The organism is Amycolatopsis palatopharyngis (genome assembly GCF_003385185.1).
Taxonomy (GTDB): Bacteria; Actinomycetota; Actinomycetes; order Mycobacteriales; family Pseudonocardiaceae; genus Amycolatopsis; species Amycolatopsis palatopharyngis.
In genome coordinates this window covers 59,253-73,627 of sequence record NZ_PQHZ01000033.1, presented here as the reverse complement: position 1 = coordinate 73,627, position 14,375 = coordinate 59,253, and the positions used below count along the sequence as shown (strand labels likewise).

Below are 14,375 nucleotides of genomic sequence, written 5' to 3'. Positions count from 1 at the left end.
GGCGGGCGCGCGGGGGGGACCGAGTGAGGCGGTGAGTGAATTGTGCGCGGGCGGGTTGGAAGGAGGGTGGTGGCGGGTGAAGGGGGGGCGGGTGGCGGCCGTGCAGCGAGGGGAGACAGCGTGAGGTTGTTGCTGATCAGACACGCGCAGAGCACGGCGAACATCCGCGGCGCGCTGAGTACCCGGGTGCCGGGACCACCGCTCACCGACCTCGGTCACGAGCAGGCCGAGGCGCTGGCCGAGCGACTGCGCGAGGAACGCGTCGCCGCCGTATACGCGTCGCAGGCGTTGCGCGCCCAGCAGACAGCCGCACCCCTGGCCGAGACGCACTCGCTGGAGGTGCAGGTCATCGACGGCGTGCAGGAGGTCTTCGTCGGCGACCTCGAGGATCGCACCGACGATCAGGCGATCAGGACATACGTGGACACGGTGGGCCCGTGGCTGCGCGGCGAGCTCTCCCTGTGTATGCCGGGCGGGGAGAGCGGTGCGCAGGTTCGCACCCGTTACCTCGACGCGATCGGCGAGCTGCGCGCCAAGCACGTCGACCTCGACCCGGACGGTGTGGTCGTCGTGGTCAGCCACGGTGGCGCGATCCGTCTCGGGGCCGAGTGGCTCTCGGACAACGTCCGCCCCGAGGTCGCCGACCGGGGGTTGCTGCCCAACACCAGCATCGTGGAGCTGGAAGCGCTCCCCGCTGGCGGGTGGACCTGCCTGAGCTGGGCGGATCTGCGGCTGTAGGCCACACCTTGCGCTCACCGCAGGTGCGCGGTCGGCCATTCCTCCAATCGGTACGCGCTGTCCCAGAACATCCACTCGTACTCGCAGGCGCGTACGAAATGCGCCAGCATCCTGGCCCTGGTGGCGTCGTCCGCGGCAGCGGCCGCGCTGTCGACGGCGGACTTGCAGTTGTCCACCGCCTCGGCGAACTCGTCGTCGGCGTACGTGTCGATCCAGGCCTGGTAGGGGTTCTCCGCGCCGCCGCCCTCGGCGTGCCGTCGCAGGATGTCCGTGCCGACGTGGTGATACACCCAGAAGCAGGGCAGTAGCGCGGCGGTGAGTTCCGCGTACCCCTCGGTCTGCGCCACGGCCAACAGGTACGAGGTGTACGCGAGGCAGGTCGGCGAGGTCTCGATGGTGTCGAGTCCCTCCTGAGTGAGACCGAACCGGCGGAAGTAGCTCTCGTGCAGTTCCCGCTCCACGACCACGGCCTCGCGGGCCGCTCCGGCGAAGAACGGGAGATCACCCGGATCGGGTGATCTGGTGGCGGCCACCGCGAGTGCGCGGCCGAAGCCGACGAGGTAGCGGGCGTCCTGGGCCAGGTAGAACTGGAACCGTTCGCGGGAGAGTGAACCGTCGGCCAGTTCCTTGTTGAACGGGTGCTCCAGCACTGCCTGTTGTAGTTTCACGGTGTGCTGCCACGCCTGGTTACAAAATTCCGTCATCGGGCTCACCTTTCGTCGGGCGTCGCCTCGGCCGCGACGCTACCGACGCAACCCTGCGTGTGGCACGTACGTCCTCAGGGTAGTCACCCAGGACAGGGAGGCAGTAAATGATGCGAGCACGAGCACGAGCACGTCAGTTGGCGCTCGGCGCCACCGCGGCCGCGCTGGTAGCCGGGGTCGCGGGCTGCGGGGAAGGCACCCAGTCGGCGGAACCGTCCGCGGTCACCACAGAAGGCTCAACATCCAGCCCAGCATCCACACCAACTACGTCATCGGCCCCTGCGACGTCGAAATCCACGAAGCCGGGAGATGACAACAAGGGCGGTGGCGAGACCGCGCTGTGCAAGACCGGCGACCTCGCACTCTCCCTCGGCAGGGGCGACGCGGCGGCGGGTACCGCGCACAAGCCCTTGCAGTTCACCAACATCAGCGACGGACCTTGCGTTATCCAGGGTTTCCCCGGAGTGTCCTATGTGGCTGGTGAAGACGGTCATCAGGTCGGACCTGCCGCGTACCGTGAGGGAGAGAAGGGCGCTCCTGTGACGCTGCGGAAGGGCGAGGTGGCGCACGCCCCGGTCGGCTTCGTGCAGGTACGCAACTACGAGCCCGCGGAGTGCGAGCCACAGCCGGTACGCGGGCTGCGGGTGTACCCGCCACAGGAGACCGATTCGATGTTCATCGAGTTGGACCGGACTGGGTGCGCCAGCGAGGAAATCCCGGGCCACCAGCTGGTCGTCCGGACGATCGAGAAGGGCTCCGGCTAGCGTTGGGGCTGGTCAGACGAGGGTGCAGTGTTTCCTGGCCTCGCTCAGATGCCATCTGCCACCCTTGTCGGTCAGGTTCAGGCTGACCACCATGCGGCTCACCCCGTCGAGGTGGTCGGCCAGTTCCTGGTACTGCGGCCGGAACTCGGCGGCCGCCGCGGCGAGTTCACGGGCCGCGAGTATTCGGGGGAGCACACCTTGGGTGAGTACACCGCTCGCCGCGCCGCCGCTCGCGAGGGGGAGCTCACCGACCCGCTCCAGCGCGGCGCACGCCGCCCGCGCGTCCTCGGCCGGCCCGTCGGCCGAGGAGGAAAGGCCCCACAGCAGTCCGATCGCGCCGCTGCCCACCACGAACCCGGCCAGCGCCGCGATCACGAGTCTGCCCCGGCCGGGGTCCTGCACAAGATCCGGTGTCGTCGTCATCGGACCTCCTCGCGCGGCATGATCGAGGTATTTGAACACCCGCGCCCGCCGAAGTCGACCGGTTCGCCCGAATTACCCGGGCGGGTGCGACTCGCCGGGTGCAGCCGTCGACGAGTCGCCGTCGGCAGGATCGAGCAGGTCCACTGCGGCGCGATGCTGGCGTAGAAGCACGACGGCCAAGCCCGCGACGACCAGTTGCAGAACGCCGGACAACGCGAAGGTCGAACTGGGACTGCCGAACATCTGGGTGAGCACGCCGCCGAGCAGTGCGCCGACCGGAATCGCGCCCCACACCAGCGTCCGCCACACGCCGAGCACCCGGCCGAGGAGCTCGCCCGGCACGATGGCGTGACGCACGGTTCCGAGCACCACGTTGACCGCGACCACCCCCGCCGCGAACAGGCCGAACAGCACGGCGGAGAGCAGCGGCCGGCCGCTGAGCCCCATGCCGAGGAAGGAAAGACCGGACAGGGCCAGCCCGGTCGCGAGCACCGCGCGCCTGCCGGAGAGGCGTACCAGCCGAGGTGCGACGCCGGCACCGAGCAGGCCACCCGCACCGCCGACGAACGCGAACAGCCCGAACGCCGCCTCGTCCAGCCGCAGGTCCTCGAGCGCATACAGCACGAGCTGGGCCTGGGCCATCTCGGTGGTCAGGCTGACCAGCGACGCGATGATCACCAGTCGCAGCACCACCGGGCTGCGACGCACCCACCGCAGTCCGTCGGCCAGCTGGGCGCGCAGCCGGAGCACCGGCTGGTCGTCCGCAGGGTCCGCACGCTGCGGGCGGTAGCTGCCCACGAGGCCGACGAGCAGTGCCGCGGAGACCGCGAAGCCGACGGAGTTCAGCAGGAACGGGAACGCGGCGAACACCACGAAGGTGAGGCTGCCGATCGGGCCGCCGAGGAACGTCTGCCCGACGATCTCCACCGACTGCAGCTTGCTGTTGGCCCGTTCCAGGCCGCCGCGGTCGACCACCGAAGGGATGAGGACGTTGGCCGCGCTGTCCGCGACCGTCTCCGCGGTCCCGATAAGCAGCGCGGCGAGATAGACCAGCCAGATGGAGATCGAGTCGAACTGGATCAGCACCGCGACCCCGACGAGGTCCGCGGCCCGCGTCAGGTTGGCGACGATCATCGCCGTCCGCCGGTCGACCCGGTCGAGCATGGCGCCGGTCAGCAGTGCGAAGAGCAGCCAGGGGAGGAACTGGGTCGCGGAGAGTCCGGCGATCAGCACCGGATCCCTGGTCAGGGTGGCTGCCAGCAACGGAAAGGCCACCTTGCCGATGCCGTCGCCGAGGTTCGACAACGTGCTGGAGGACAGCAACCACGTCAAGCGGCGGTCTGGACGTCCGCTCACCGCAGCACTTCTTCGTCCATGAACCCGGTCATCCCTGGTTTCTTGCGGTTAACCGAGTTAACCCGACGCGTTCTCCCCATAACAGTGCGTCAGCCTACCCGACATAGGTCGCGAAAAGTGCCGAACGAATTACCGACCGTCCACCGGCTTCCGGTGCTCACCGCGGAGCGGCCGACTGCACCCCTGGTATTTCCCCATTGCGGAAGGCATTGACGAACAATCGGTGGTCCTCCCTGGTCTGAACGGCGTAACGCATCCCGAACCGGACCAGTGAGCGCACGAACTCGGTCTCGTCGTCACCGATCGCGGCGGCGATGGCTTCCTCGCTCTGGAAGTCGACCAGCGTCTGTTCCGAGTCGGTGTCGGACACGCAGTGCATCTTCGCCGTGGCCCTGCCCAGGTACTCCAGTACCGGCACCATATCCGCGGGTTCGGTCAGCTCACCCCAGTCCAGGTCGCTGACGTAGGGCGAGAGTTCCGAGACGACGAAGCCGGTGCCGTTCAGTTCGGTGTGCCCGAGCCACGGGTCGGCGTGGGCCTGCAGTGCCCGCTGGGACACCGCTGTGCGGTGGCCGTGGTGCAGGAAGTAGTTCTGGATCCGCTCGTCGTGCACGATCCGGCTCGGCGCGGCGACGTTGCCCTGCTTCATCGACAGCACGACGTCGTTCTCCAACGCCTGGGTGCTGCCTTCGACGAGCACGTTGTACGCGGGCAGGCCGGCCGAGCCGATGCCGAAACCGGTGCGGCCCACGATGCTCTTGACGCCGTAGGTGATGCTGCCGAAGCGCTTGTTCTCCGGGATCGTGCTCAGGTACTTGTCGAAGGCCGCGCATGCGGCCTCGTGCTCCTGCGCGCCGAGTTCCCGGACCCCCGGCCCGAGCCGGAAGCGGCGCTCGTAGTCCTCGATCGAGGTGACCGCGTCGAGCAGGGCCACCCGCGTGTTCATCCGCGCCCGCAACAGCACGTCGTGGATCAGCCCGTCGGTGGTGTCGAGCTGCAGTTTGAACATCTCGTCGCCGGGGTTGTCGGCGAAGTGCCGCACCTGGTCGACATAGGCCCGCACGTAGGTCTCGATGAGCCGTTCGATGTCGTTGTCGCTGATCGCCTTGGTCCAGGCCATCAGCGCGACGCTCGCCACCAGCCGCTTGAGATCCCAGGTGAAGCTGCCGAGGTAGGCCTCGTCGAAGTCGTTGACGTCGAACACCAGTGCGCCGGCGGAATCCATGTAGGTGCCGAAGTTCTCCGCGTGCAGGTCACCCTGGATCCACACCCGGCTGGTGCGATCGTCGGCCCACGGGTCTTCCTCGTCTGCCATGTCGTTGTAGAACAGGCAGGCCGCACCGCGGTAGAAGGAGAACGGGGCAGCGGCCATCTTGCGGAACTTCTTGCGAAACGCCGTCGCGTCCGCCCGCATCAGGTCCTCGAAGGCATCGACGAGCACCGCGACGATCTCCGCCCGACGCTGCTCGCCGCCCTGCTCGCGAATTCTGTCGACCAGATCGCTTGTCACTGTGTCAATCCCACCGTTCTGTCGCAGTAGTCCAGAAACCGTTCGCGCTGCTGTTCGCTCTCCCGTGTCCTGCCCAGGTAGTGCTCGGGCCGTGGCGCCCGATCGTGCCAGAACGAGCCGCTCCGCCTGCCACCCTCGGTGGCGGCCGCTAGCCATACCACAGTGTCGGCGCCCTGGTCTGGGTCGCGCAGCAGCGGTCCCATGAGCCGGGCGAACCGGGGCAGCGAGTCCGTCACCCCCGGGGTGGCGGCCCAGCCGGGATGCATGGCGTGCACGGCGATGCCCGGGGAGCCGGTGAGCCGCCGCGCCCACGACCCGGCGAGCACCACCTGCATCCGCTTCGTGCGCGCGTAGGCCGCCGCGCCCTGGTACTCGCCGCGGGCGTACTGCGGGTCCTCGTCGTGCAGCGGCCGCGCGTACATCCCGCCACTGGAGACGAAGACGACCCGCGCGTCACCGCCGCGGCGTAACGCGGGCAGCAGGAGCGTGGTGAGCAGGTGCGGGCCGAGGACGTGCGTGGCGAGGGTGACCTCGTTGCCCTCGGGGGTCTCCTGCCGGTGCGGCGGCAGCACACCGGCGTTGTGCACGAGGACGTCCACGGTGTCGTGCTCGGCCTGCAGGCGCTGGGCGAACTCGCGGACGTCGGCGAGACAGGACACGTCACACCGATCGACGTGGAACGTCGCGTCCGGGACCCGCCGCGCCAGATCCGCACGGGCCGCCTCGCCCTTCTCGACGTTGCGCACCACCAGGTGCACGGTGGCGCCGAGTTCGGCGAGGCGCGCGGCGGTGGCCTTGCCCAATCCGGAGTTCGCGCCGGTGACCAGCGCGCGTTTCCCGCGCAGCGAGTCCGCCGGGAGCGGCTGCCACTGCCGCCTGCGCAGCAGGAAGCCGAGCTTGGAGTAACCGGGCACGACAGTGCGGTCGGCCACGGTGTCGAGGAGCTTGGGCAGGAAGTTCACCGGCTCAACCTCCCACGACGCAGGTGTGGCCGCAGTGCTGTTCCAGGACGGTCAGCGCAGGTCGGCGAGGAACTGTGACCAGGCGGCTGGGGTGAAGGTGAGTGGTGGGGTGGCTGGGGTTTTCGAGTCGCGCACGCCCACGGTGTTGGTGGTGATCGCTACTTCGACGCAGTTGCTCTGGTCCTCGCTGCCGCCGTCGCTGAAGCTGCTCTTGCGCCAGGTGGGCAATGCTGCGTCGGCCATGTCCGGCTCCTCCGATCCACCTCGTGTTTCTTCCCCGTGTCCGAACCGCCGAAGGCCGAGGCCGCGCCCCAATCCTCCAATCGCACTTTCCCGGGAAAGTGCGATTCGGTGGTCAGCGCATCTTGTTGAGGAACTGTGACCAGGCTGCTGGGGTGAAGGTGAGGGGTGGGGTGGTTGGGGTTTTCGAGTCGCGCACGCCCACGGTGTTGGTGGTGATCGCTACTTCGACGCAGTCGCTCTGGTCCTCGCTGCCGCCGTCGCTGAAGCTGCTCTTGCGCCAGGTGGGCAACGCTGCGTCGGCCATGTCCGGCTCCTCGGTCGCTACGGCAGATTCTCGGCCAGCCGTTGCAGGAACGCGGTGCTCGAAGCCTCGTCGAGCGCCATTCCCCGTAGCCGGTCGAGTTTCAGCTTAGCCCGATCCACCTCGTGTTTCTTCTCTGTATCCGAACCGCCGAAGGCGTTTTCGATGTAGAGGGTGTCCGGCAGCACCCGCTGGGGAAAGCGAAGGATCACGAATCCGCCTGCCATGCTGACGTGCGCGCCCGACTCGATCGGGATGATGCGCAGGGACACGGTGGGCAGGTCCGCGAGTTCGGCCAGGTGAGCGAACTGGCCGTACATCACCTCGGCCCCGCCCACTCGGCAGTGCAGGGCGGTCTCGTGCACCACGGCCTCCAGGTTCAGCGGCCGCCGGGTCCGCCGCAGCCGTTCCTGGCGGATCATCCGCACCCGCACGCCGTTCTCGATCCGCTCCGGCCGGACCTCGCCCTGCGCCTCGAAGATCGCGCGGGCGTAGTCCGCCGTCTGCAGCAGTCCGGGCACCAGTAGCGGCTGAAACGTGCGTGCGGACTCCGCGTCGCTCTCCAGCGTGATGTATCCACGGCCGTGGATGCCGTAGGCCTGCCACCAGCCCTTTCTGTGTGAACGCCGGCAGAGGTCGAGGATCTCCTCGTACCGGTCGACCTCGTTGTAGACGTCGAGCATGCTCTTGGCGACGTGGATGTTGAGCCCCTGCTGGCCGTTCTCCAGCCTGCTCAGCGAGGCGGTCGTGTACTCGATAGCGCGGGCCGCCTCGCCGAGGGACAGCCGAGCGCGCTCGCGCAACTGGCGCATGATCCGGCCGAGTCTGCGGCGCGTGATCGTCGGGCCGTAGTCGTCCTCGGCCATTTCCCCCGCGTACTCCCCAGTCACCGGTTGCCTCCCGCGTACGGTCCTGTACGCAGTGTCCACCAGGGACGGCGAGTGTGTAATTACGCGCCCTCAGCCCCAGCCGAGTTCGTGCAGCTTGGCATCGTCGATACCGAAGTGGTGGGCGATCTCGTGCACGACGGTGATGACGACCTCCTCGACCACGTCGTCGTCGGTGTCGCAGATCGCCAGGATCGGCTCCCGGTAGATGAAGATCTGGTCCGGCAGTACGCCGCCGTAGTCCGCCATCCGCTCGGTCAGCGCGATGCCGTGGTACAGCCCGAGGATCTCCGGCTCCTCCGGGTTGCGGTCCTCGACCAGCACCACGACGTTGTCCATCGCCTCCGCGAACTGGGCGGGCACCTGGTCCAGCGCGTCCGCCACGAGTTCCTCGAAGCGGAGCAGGGTCATCTCAACGGCCATCGGCTAGCCGCCGGACCCGGACTCGCCGGATTTCTTGGTCGCAGACTCGGCCGGCTCGGCAGGCTTCGATGGGGTGGTGGTCTTCTCCGCCTTCTTCACACTGCCCTTCACGACGGCCAGTCCGCTGCCGTCCTCCAGCGCTGCCCCGACCTTGCAGTTGACCTTGGTGGAGCCGACGGCCCAGCTCTCCTGCTCGCGCACGTCCCAGCCCAGGATGAGGCCCTTCTTGTCCAGGTCCGCGTCACCGGTGTACTTGTCGGCGGCCTTGTTGCACTCGACATCGAGCCAGGTCTGCTGGTCGTCCTGGTTGGGCCAGCCGTCCTCGAACCGATCCTTCAGGTCCAGTGTCGCGACGATCTCGTAGGAGTGCGGGCCCGCGCAGTCCACCGGATCGCCCACCGTTTTGCCCATCAGAGCCAGGCAGGTACCCGGCTCCCAGACCATCGACTGGTCCTGCTCCTTCGCGGGCCCGGTCAACGGCTGCAACTCCCCGCCGGGGCCTGCCCACTGCACCCCGCAGCGCAACTGGCGGTCTCCCTCGGCCCACTTCGCCTCGGGGGGCCGCAACAGGCCGACGGTCAGCTTGCCGAACGGGTCGAGCTTCGTGCCCAGGTACTTCTCCGCGGGCTCCGAGCAATGCTCCTGCGCGATCTGCCGCCACAACTTGAGGTCGGGCGACGGTGCCCCCTGGGGAAATTTGTCCGAGATGTCCACCACACCGACCACCTCGAACAGGTGCGGTTCGGCGCAGGAGATCGTCCTGGCGTCGGCCGCGTCCGGCTCCGACCAGGTCAGGCAACTACCCGCTGGTGCATGGAAGGCCTGCTGCCGGGCCTGCTCGCGGGCGACGAGGACGGGATCCTCCTGCTCGACCTGCCAGGAGAACACCCAGCTCAACGCGAGCGCGACGATGGCTCCGACGGCCGCGGCGGCCATCAACAGCTGCGTGCGCAGGGCTCCACCACTCAGGCGGAACCGCGCGTGGTCATCGGACATCCATTCCATGATGCCAGTGCGGCACGACCGAGCGGATTTAGCGACCCGTTACGGGTGTCGATTGCGGCGTTGCCGGTTCTTCACCTCACTGCTTGTCTGAGAACTCGGCTCCGCGATCGAGTCGCCAGGGCGCTGGCTCCGGCGGGACCGTCCGGTTCTGCTGCTGGACGCCCTGCCGCCTCGATAGCGAGGCTTCGCCGGCCGAGTTCCACCGATCACCACGACCTAGTAAACCCCAGTTCTCAGACGCACTGTCCCTGGAGTAGATAGTGTGGTTGCGGGGGCCGGTAGCTCAACTCGTGGTGCCCAGCGGTTACGGAGTGTTTGATGACAGAAGACAACACCCCTGGCGGGGATCAACCACGCAAGCGCGGGTCGATGCGGCGGCAGGACGCGGAGTCCACCAGCCCGCGTGAGCCGACGCTCGCCGAGCAGCGCGCACGCCGCAAGGCGATGCTCGAGGAGAAGGAACGCGAGGCCGCCGAGCACGAGGCCCGGCAGGTGGCCGAACACAAGGCCGAGACCCGGCGCAAGGTCCTCATCGGCAGCGGCGTGACCGTTGGCCTCGTCGGGCTGATCGCCACGTTCTACACGGTCGCCCAGCCGGAGACGGTGACCGCGGTCTGCACCAACGCCGAAGAAGGTGTCGTCGCTGAGGAAGAGAAGTGCACCGAGGAGTACGCCGAAAGCAACGGTGGCTACACCAGCGGCGGCTTCATCTTCCTGCCGATCGGCGGGATCGGCGGGGGCTACCAGCAGTACCGCTACAACTACGGCGGCAGCGGCACGGTAGGTAGCCCGGTGTCCGGCGGCAGTTACAGCAAGCCGTCGAACGCCAACGTCACTACGAAGTCGGGCAAGACCGTCCAGCGGGGTGGGTTCGGCATCAGTAGTAAGTCCGGAAGTTTCGGCAAGAGCGGGGGCTCGTAATTGCACAGGGACTCGCACGCTCCACGGCGGGACTGGCAACGCACCGTTGAGGAGCAGGGGCTGATCTTCGGCACCCCAGCCAGATACGAGTCCGGGCAGGCCAGGCCCTACTGGGACGAGTCGGTGCACTACGTGCTGGAGATGGACGAGGTCCTCTCCGTCGAGGCCGACGTCGAACTGCTGCACTCCATGTGCCTGGAGGCCGTGGACAACGTCGTGCTCACCGAGCGGTACGCCGACTTCGGCCTACCCGAGTGGATCTGGCCGCATATCGCCGAGTCCTGGAAGCGGCGTGATCCACACGTCTACGGCCGGTTCGACCTGCGCTACGACGGCCGGAGCCCGGCCAAGCTGCTGGAGTACAACGCCGACACGCCGACCTCGCTGCTCGAGGCCGCGCTCGTGCAGTGGCACTGGAAGACCGATGTCTTCCCCGCCGATGACCAGTGGAATTCCATCCACGAGCGGCTGGTGGAGCGCTGGGAGGAGATCGGCGGCTTGCTCCCCTCCAAGGAGCTGCACTTCTCCTGGTCCAGCGCCGATCCCACCGGCGAGGACCACATCACCACCTCCTACCTGCAGGAGACCGCGGCGGAGGCCGGACTGGACACCGTCGGGCTGGCGATCGAGGAGATCGGCTGGGATCCGCTGCTGAAGCGGTTCGTCGATCTCGAAGAGGCGCCGATGAACACCGTGGTGAAGCTCTACCCGTGGGAGTGGGTGGTCGACGAGGAGTTCGGCCGGTTCGCCGTCGAGTCACTACCGCAGACGCTGTGGGTCGAGCCGTTGTGGAAGATGCTGCTCTCCAACAAGGCGATTCTGGCGATCCTCTGGGAGAACTACCCCGGGCACCCGAACCTTCTGCCCGCCTTTCTGGATGACCCCGGCCTGCTGACCGAGTACGTGCGCAAGCCGAAGCTCGGCAGGGAGGGCGCGAACGTGCAGATCGTGGCCACCGGCTACGAGACGCAGACCGGCGGTGTCTACGGTGCCGAGGGATTCGTCTACCAGGCGTTCGACCCGCTACCGGAGTTCGACGGGTACCGGCCCGCGCTCGGCGCGTGGATCGTCGGGGACAACGCCGCAGGCCTCGGCATCCGGGAGACGGCCGGGCTCGTCACCGACGACGGTGCCGCGTTCGTCCCCCACCGCATTCCCGAGTGACAGGAACGAGTCGCGGCCTGTCGGCGTGATCGCAGGCCACGCGTTCTGATAGAAGCAGCCTGAACAGCACAATTCACCCACTCAGCCACAGCCAACACTGGGAGTACCTGTGACGACCCTTGCGTTGTCCGAAAATTTCGGCACCGACCTCGTCAACGGGATCGGCGCGATCCTGCTCTACGGCGTCATCGGTCTGCTGATGATGCTGGTCGGTTTCTACGCGATCGACTGGACCACGCCGGGCAAGCTGTCCGAGCTGGTGCGCCGCGGACTGCCGAACGCGGTGATCGTGACCGCCTCGGGCCTGCTGTCGATGGCGTTCATCATCGTGGTCGCGATCTTCAACTCGGCCAGCGATCTCACCGAGGGCCTGATCACCTCGCTGGTCTACGGCCTGCTCGGGATCATCGTCCAGGTGCTCGCCGTCCGGCTGCTGGAGTGGGCGACCCGGATCGATCTGCGCTCGACGATGGAGAGCGAAACCTTCGCCGCGGTGAGCGTCGTGGTGGCCTCCGCCCACCTCGCGCTGGGCCTCGTGGTCGCCGTGGCGATCTCTTAACCGCGGTTCAAGCGCGCCGTAAGGCAACTGTGACCTCTCCGTGAGATTTCGACGAGACCCCCGGTGACCTGGAAAGACGTCACCGGGGGTTGGTCGTGAAGACGGAAGTTACGCGACAAAGGGTCGGCTCAAGGCGAATACGCCACTAGCGTGACGGGTGTGCGCCTACTGAGGACACCGGACGACCGGTTCGACGACTTGCCCGATTTCGACTACGACCCGCAGTATGTGGACATCCCCGACCCGGAGGGGGGACTGCTCCGGGTCGCTTATGTGGAGGCGGGCCCAGCGGACGGGCGTCCTGTGCTGCTCTTGCACGGGGAGCCGAGCTGGTCCTTCCTCTACCGCAAGATGATGCCGGTGCTCGCCGAGGCCGGCCTGCGTGCGATAGCGCCCGACCTGGTCGGTTTCGGCCGGTCGGACAAGCCCGCGGAGATGGTCGACCACACCTACGCCAAGCATGTGGAGTGGATGCGTGCGCTCGCCTTCGACGCGCTCGACCTGCGCGATGTCACCCTCTTCGGCCAGGATTGGGGCGGGCTGATCGGGCTGCGCCTCGTCGCGGAGAACCCGGAGCGCTTCGCCGGGATCGTCGCGTCCAACACCGGCCTGCCCACCGGCGACCACGACATGCCGAAGGTCTGGTGGAAGTTCCGCGAGTCGGTGGAGAACGCGCAGATCTTCGAGGTCGGCCGCGCCGTCGACGCCGGTTGCGTGACCGATCTGCCCGAGGAGGTCCAGGCCGCCTACGACGCACCGTTCCCGAACGAGATGTACAAGGCCGCGCCCCGCACGATGCCGACCCTGGTACCGACTCGACCGGACGACCCGGCCACCGAGGCCAACCGGGCCGCGTGGGCCAAGTTGTCCACAATGGATATGCCGTTCCTGACGGCCTTCGGCGACAGCGACCCGATCACCGGAGCGATGGCGCCGGTGCTGCAGCGTGCGATGAAGGGTGCCGCGGCACTGGAGCATCCGACCATCGCCGGCGCGGGTCATTTTCTGCAGGAGGACAAGGGCGAGGAGCTGGCGGAAGTGATCGCCACCTTCGTCCGCGGGCTGCCCTGATCGAGGCGGTCTGAGCGCTGGGTACGCTCGGGGCCGTGATTGACCCCAGGATTCTGCGTGAGGACCCGGACGTCGTGCGCGCTTCGCAGCGCACTCGCGGTGAGGACGAGGGCGTGGTGGACACACTGCTGTCCCTCGACTCCCGCCGCCGCTCCGCGATCGCGAGCGCGGACACGCTGCGGGCCGAGCAGAAGCAGCTCGGCAAGCAGATCGGCAGGGCGAAGGGCGAGGAGCGCGACGCGCTGCTGGCCAAGGGCAAGGACCTCGCCGCGCAGGTGAAGGCCGCGGAGGCGGAGCAGGGCGAGGCCTCGACGCGGTTCGAAGAGCTGCATCAGGCCGTTCCGAACGTCGTGCACCCCGATGCTCCCGCTGGCGGCGAGGACGACTACGTGGTCGTCAAGCACGTCGGCACGCCGAAGGAGTTCGAATTCACCCCACGGGATCACCTGGATCTCGGCGAGGGCATCGGCGCGCTGGACATGGAGCGGGGGGCGAAGGTCTCCGGCTCGCGGTTCTATTTCCTCACCGGCATCGGTGCCCAGCTGCAGCTCGGCCTGCTGAACCTGGCCGCGGCGCAGGCCATGGAAAACGGGTTCCAGCTGATGATCCCGCCGGTGCTAGTGCGCCCGGAGATCATGGCCGGGACCGGCTTCCTCGGCTCACATGCCTCGGAGATCTACCGGTTGCGCGACGACGACCTCTACCTGGTCGGCACATCCGAGGTCGCGCTCGCCGGATACCACTCCGACGAGATCCTGGACCTTTCGCAGCAGCCGTTGCGGTACGCGGGCTGGTCGTCCTGCTTCCGCAGGGAGGCGGGCTCCTACGGCAAGGACACCAGGGGCATCATCCGGGTGCACCAGTTCGACAAGGTCGAGATGTTCACCTATTGCCGCCCGGAGGACGCGGAAGCTGAGCACGCGCGCCTGCTCGACTGGGAGGAGCAGATGCTGGGCAAGGTCGAGGTCCCCTACCGGGTGATCGACACCGCGGGCGGTGACCTCGGCACGTCCGCGGCTCGCAAGTTCGACTGCGAGGCCTGGGTGCCGACCCAGCAGGCCTACCGCGAACTGACGTCGACCTCGAACTGCACGACGTTCCAGGCACGCAGGCTCAACATCCGCTACCGCGACGAGAACGGCAGGCCGCAGACGGCGGCCACACTGAACGGCACACTGGCAACCACCAGGTGGATCGTCGCGATCCTGGAGAACCATCAGCAGGAGGACGGCTCGGTCCGCGTCCCCGAAGCGCTGCGCCCCTACGTCGGTAACCGCGAGTTCCTCACCCCCAAGGCCTGACCAGGACTCGCACTTTCCCGGGAAAGTGCGAGGGTGGGGACGG

The 14,375-nt window shown here is 67.8% G+C and carries 17 protein-coding genes; 7 read left to right on the top strand and 10 right to left on the bottom strand.

Features of this window, described 5'->3' with window-relative positions; translation table 11 throughout:
- The first annotated feature begins 120 nt into the window (after positions 1–120).
- Positions 121–738, top strand: a complete 618-nt coding sequence (locus D0C15_RS22980) for a histidine phosphatase family protein (RefSeq protein ID WP_116049151.1) — start codon at positions 121–123, stop codon at positions 736–738.
- A 14-nt stretch (positions 739–752) separates the two neighbouring features.
- Here D0C15_RS22980 and tenA read toward each other — a convergent pair whose 3' ends face one another.
- On the bottom strand, positions 753–1,442 hold the full coding sequence (gene tenA / locus D0C15_RS22975) for a thiaminase II (protein WP_116049149.1): 690 nt from the start codon (positions 1,440–1,442) through the stop codon (positions 753–755).
- Between the two features lie 107 nt (positions 1,443–1,549).
- Between tenA and D0C15_RS22970 the strand changes: the two genes are divergently transcribed.
- Positions 1,550–2,206, top strand: coding sequence for a DUF4232 domain-containing protein (locus D0C15_RS22970; RefSeq protein WP_116049146.1), 657 nt, complete (start codon positions 1,550–1,552; stop codon positions 2,204–2,206).
- Between the two features lie 12 nt (positions 2,207–2,218).
- On the opposite strand, the gene D0C15_RS22965 is transcribed toward D0C15_RS22970, so the two are convergent.
- From D0C15_RS22965 to D0C15_RS22925, 9 genes are all read right to left on the bottom strand, one after another.
- Positions 2,219–2,629, bottom strand: coding sequence for a hypothetical protein (locus D0C15_RS22965; protein WP_116049144.1), 411 nt, complete (start codon positions 2,627–2,629; stop codon positions 2,219–2,221).
- A 72-nt stretch (positions 2,630–2,701) separates the two neighbouring features.
- Positions 2,702–3,985, bottom strand: a complete 1,284-nt coding sequence (locus tag D0C15_RS22960) for an MFS transporter (protein ID WP_116049142.1) — start codon at positions 3,983–3,985, stop codon at positions 2,702–2,704.
- Between the two features lie 157 nt (positions 3,986–4,142).
- Positions 4,143–5,495: a DUF2252 domain-containing protein gene (locus D0C15_RS22955; RefSeq protein ID WP_245976139.1), complete on the bottom strand. Its 1,353-nt coding sequence runs from the start codon at positions 5,493–5,495 to the stop codon at positions 4,143–4,145.
- Complete coding sequence (locus D0C15_RS22950; RefSeq protein WP_116049140.1) at positions 5,492–6,457, bottom strand: SDR family NAD(P)-dependent oxidoreductase; 966 nt, start codon at positions 6,455–6,457, stop codon at positions 5,492–5,494. Before D0C15_RS22950 ends, D0C15_RS22955 begins: the two co-directional genes overlap by 4 nt.
- A gap of 51 nt (positions 6,458–6,508) precedes the next feature.
- Complete coding sequence (locus tag D0C15_RS22945; protein WP_116049138.1) at positions 6,509–6,700, bottom strand: DUF397 domain-containing protein; 192 nt, start codon at positions 6,698–6,700, stop codon at positions 6,509–6,511.
- 112 nt (positions 6,701–6,812) lie between these two features.
- Positions 6,813–7,004: a DUF397 domain-containing protein gene (locus tag D0C15_RS22940; protein WP_116049135.1), complete on the bottom strand. Its 192-nt coding sequence runs from the start codon at positions 7,002–7,004 to the stop codon at positions 6,813–6,815.
- Between the two features lie 17 nt (positions 7,005–7,021).
- Entirely contained in the window at positions 7,022–7,891 is an 870-nt protein-coding gene (locus D0C15_RS22935) for a helix-turn-helix domain-containing protein (protein WP_162830212.1), read from the bottom strand.
- Positions 7,892–7,960: 69 nt separating this feature from the next.
- Positions 7,961–8,311 carry a metallopeptidase family protein gene (locus tag D0C15_RS22930; protein WP_116049130.1) on the bottom strand — a complete coding sequence of 117 codons (351 nt, stop codon included), beginning with the start codon at positions 8,309–8,311 and terminating at the stop codon, positions 7,961–7,963.
- 3 nt (positions 8,312–8,314) lie between these two features.
- Positions 8,315–9,307: a septum formation family protein gene (locus D0C15_RS22925; protein WP_245976138.1), complete on the bottom strand. Its 993-nt coding sequence runs from the start codon at positions 9,305–9,307 to the stop codon at positions 8,315–8,317.
- A gap of 327 nt (positions 9,308–9,634) precedes the next feature.
- On the opposite strand from D0C15_RS22925, the gene D0C15_RS22920 reads away from it, so the two are divergent.
- The 5 genes from D0C15_RS22920 to serS all read left to right on the top strand — a co-directional run bounded on the left by D0C15_RS22920 (position 9,635) and on the right by serS (position 14,332).
- Positions 9,635–10,237 carry a hypothetical protein gene (locus D0C15_RS22920; protein ID WP_116049126.1) on the top strand — a complete coding sequence of 201 codons (603 nt, stop codon included), beginning with the start codon at positions 9,635–9,637 and terminating at the stop codon, positions 10,235–10,237.
- Positions 10,238–11,401 carry a glutathionylspermidine synthase family protein gene (locus D0C15_RS22915; protein ID WP_116049123.1) on the top strand — a complete coding sequence of 388 codons (1,164 nt, stop codon included), beginning with the start codon at positions 10,238–10,240 and terminating at the stop codon, positions 11,399–11,401.
- 109 nt (positions 11,402–11,510) lie between these two features.
- Positions 11,511–11,960 carry a DUF350 domain-containing protein gene (locus D0C15_RS22910; RefSeq protein ID WP_116049121.1) on the top strand — a complete coding sequence of 150 codons (450 nt, stop codon included), beginning with the start codon at positions 11,511–11,513 and terminating at the stop codon, positions 11,958–11,960.
- 159 nt (positions 11,961–12,119) lie between these two features.
- A complete protein-coding gene (locus D0C15_RS22905) occupies positions 12,120–13,031 on the top strand; it encodes a haloalkane dehalogenase (RefSeq protein ID WP_425455413.1) in 912 nt (303 codons plus the stop codon).
- A gap of 35 nt (positions 13,032–13,066) precedes the next feature.
- Positions 13,067–14,332 (top strand): serine--tRNA ligase, encoded by a 1,266-nt coding sequence (serS, locus tag D0C15_RS22900; RefSeq protein ID WP_116049117.1) that lies wholly within the window; start codon positions 13,067–13,069, stop codon positions 14,330–14,332.
- Positions 14,333–14,375: the final 43 nt, after the last annotated feature.

Excerpts from the sequence above, each read along its gene's own strand:
- D0C15_RS22920 (WP_116049126.1), top strand. The coding sequence starts at position 9,635 with ATGACAGAAGACAACACCCCTGGCGGGGATCAACCACGCAAGCGCGGG.
- D0C15_RS22965 (WP_116049144.1), bottom strand. The coding sequence starts at position 2,629 with ATGACGACGACACCGGATCTTGTGCAGGACCCCGGCCGGGGCAGACTC.
- D0C15_RS22970 (WP_116049146.1), top strand. The coding sequence starts at position 1,550 with ATGATGCGAGCACGAGCACGAGCACGTCAGTTGGCGCTCGGCGCCACC.
- D0C15_RS22940 (WP_116049135.1), bottom strand. The coding sequence starts at position 7,004 with ATGGCCGACGCAGCGTTGCCCACCTGGCGCAAGAGCAGCTTCAGCGAC.
- D0C15_RS22925 (WP_245976138.1), bottom strand. The coding sequence starts at position 9,307 with ATGTCCGATGACCACGCGCGGTTCCGCCTGAGTGGTGGAGCCCTGCGC.
- D0C15_RS22930 (WP_116049130.1), bottom strand. The coding sequence starts at position 8,311 with ATGGCCGTTGAGATGACCCTGCTCCGCTTCGAGGAACTCGTGGCGGAC.
- D0C15_RS22945 (WP_116049138.1), bottom strand. The coding sequence starts at position 6,700 with ATGGCCGACGCAGCATTGCCCACCTGGCGCAAGAGCAGCTTCAGCGAC.
- tenA (WP_116049149.1), bottom strand. The coding sequence starts at position 1,442 with ATGACGGAATTTTGTAACCAGGCGTGGCAGCACACCGTGAAACTACAA.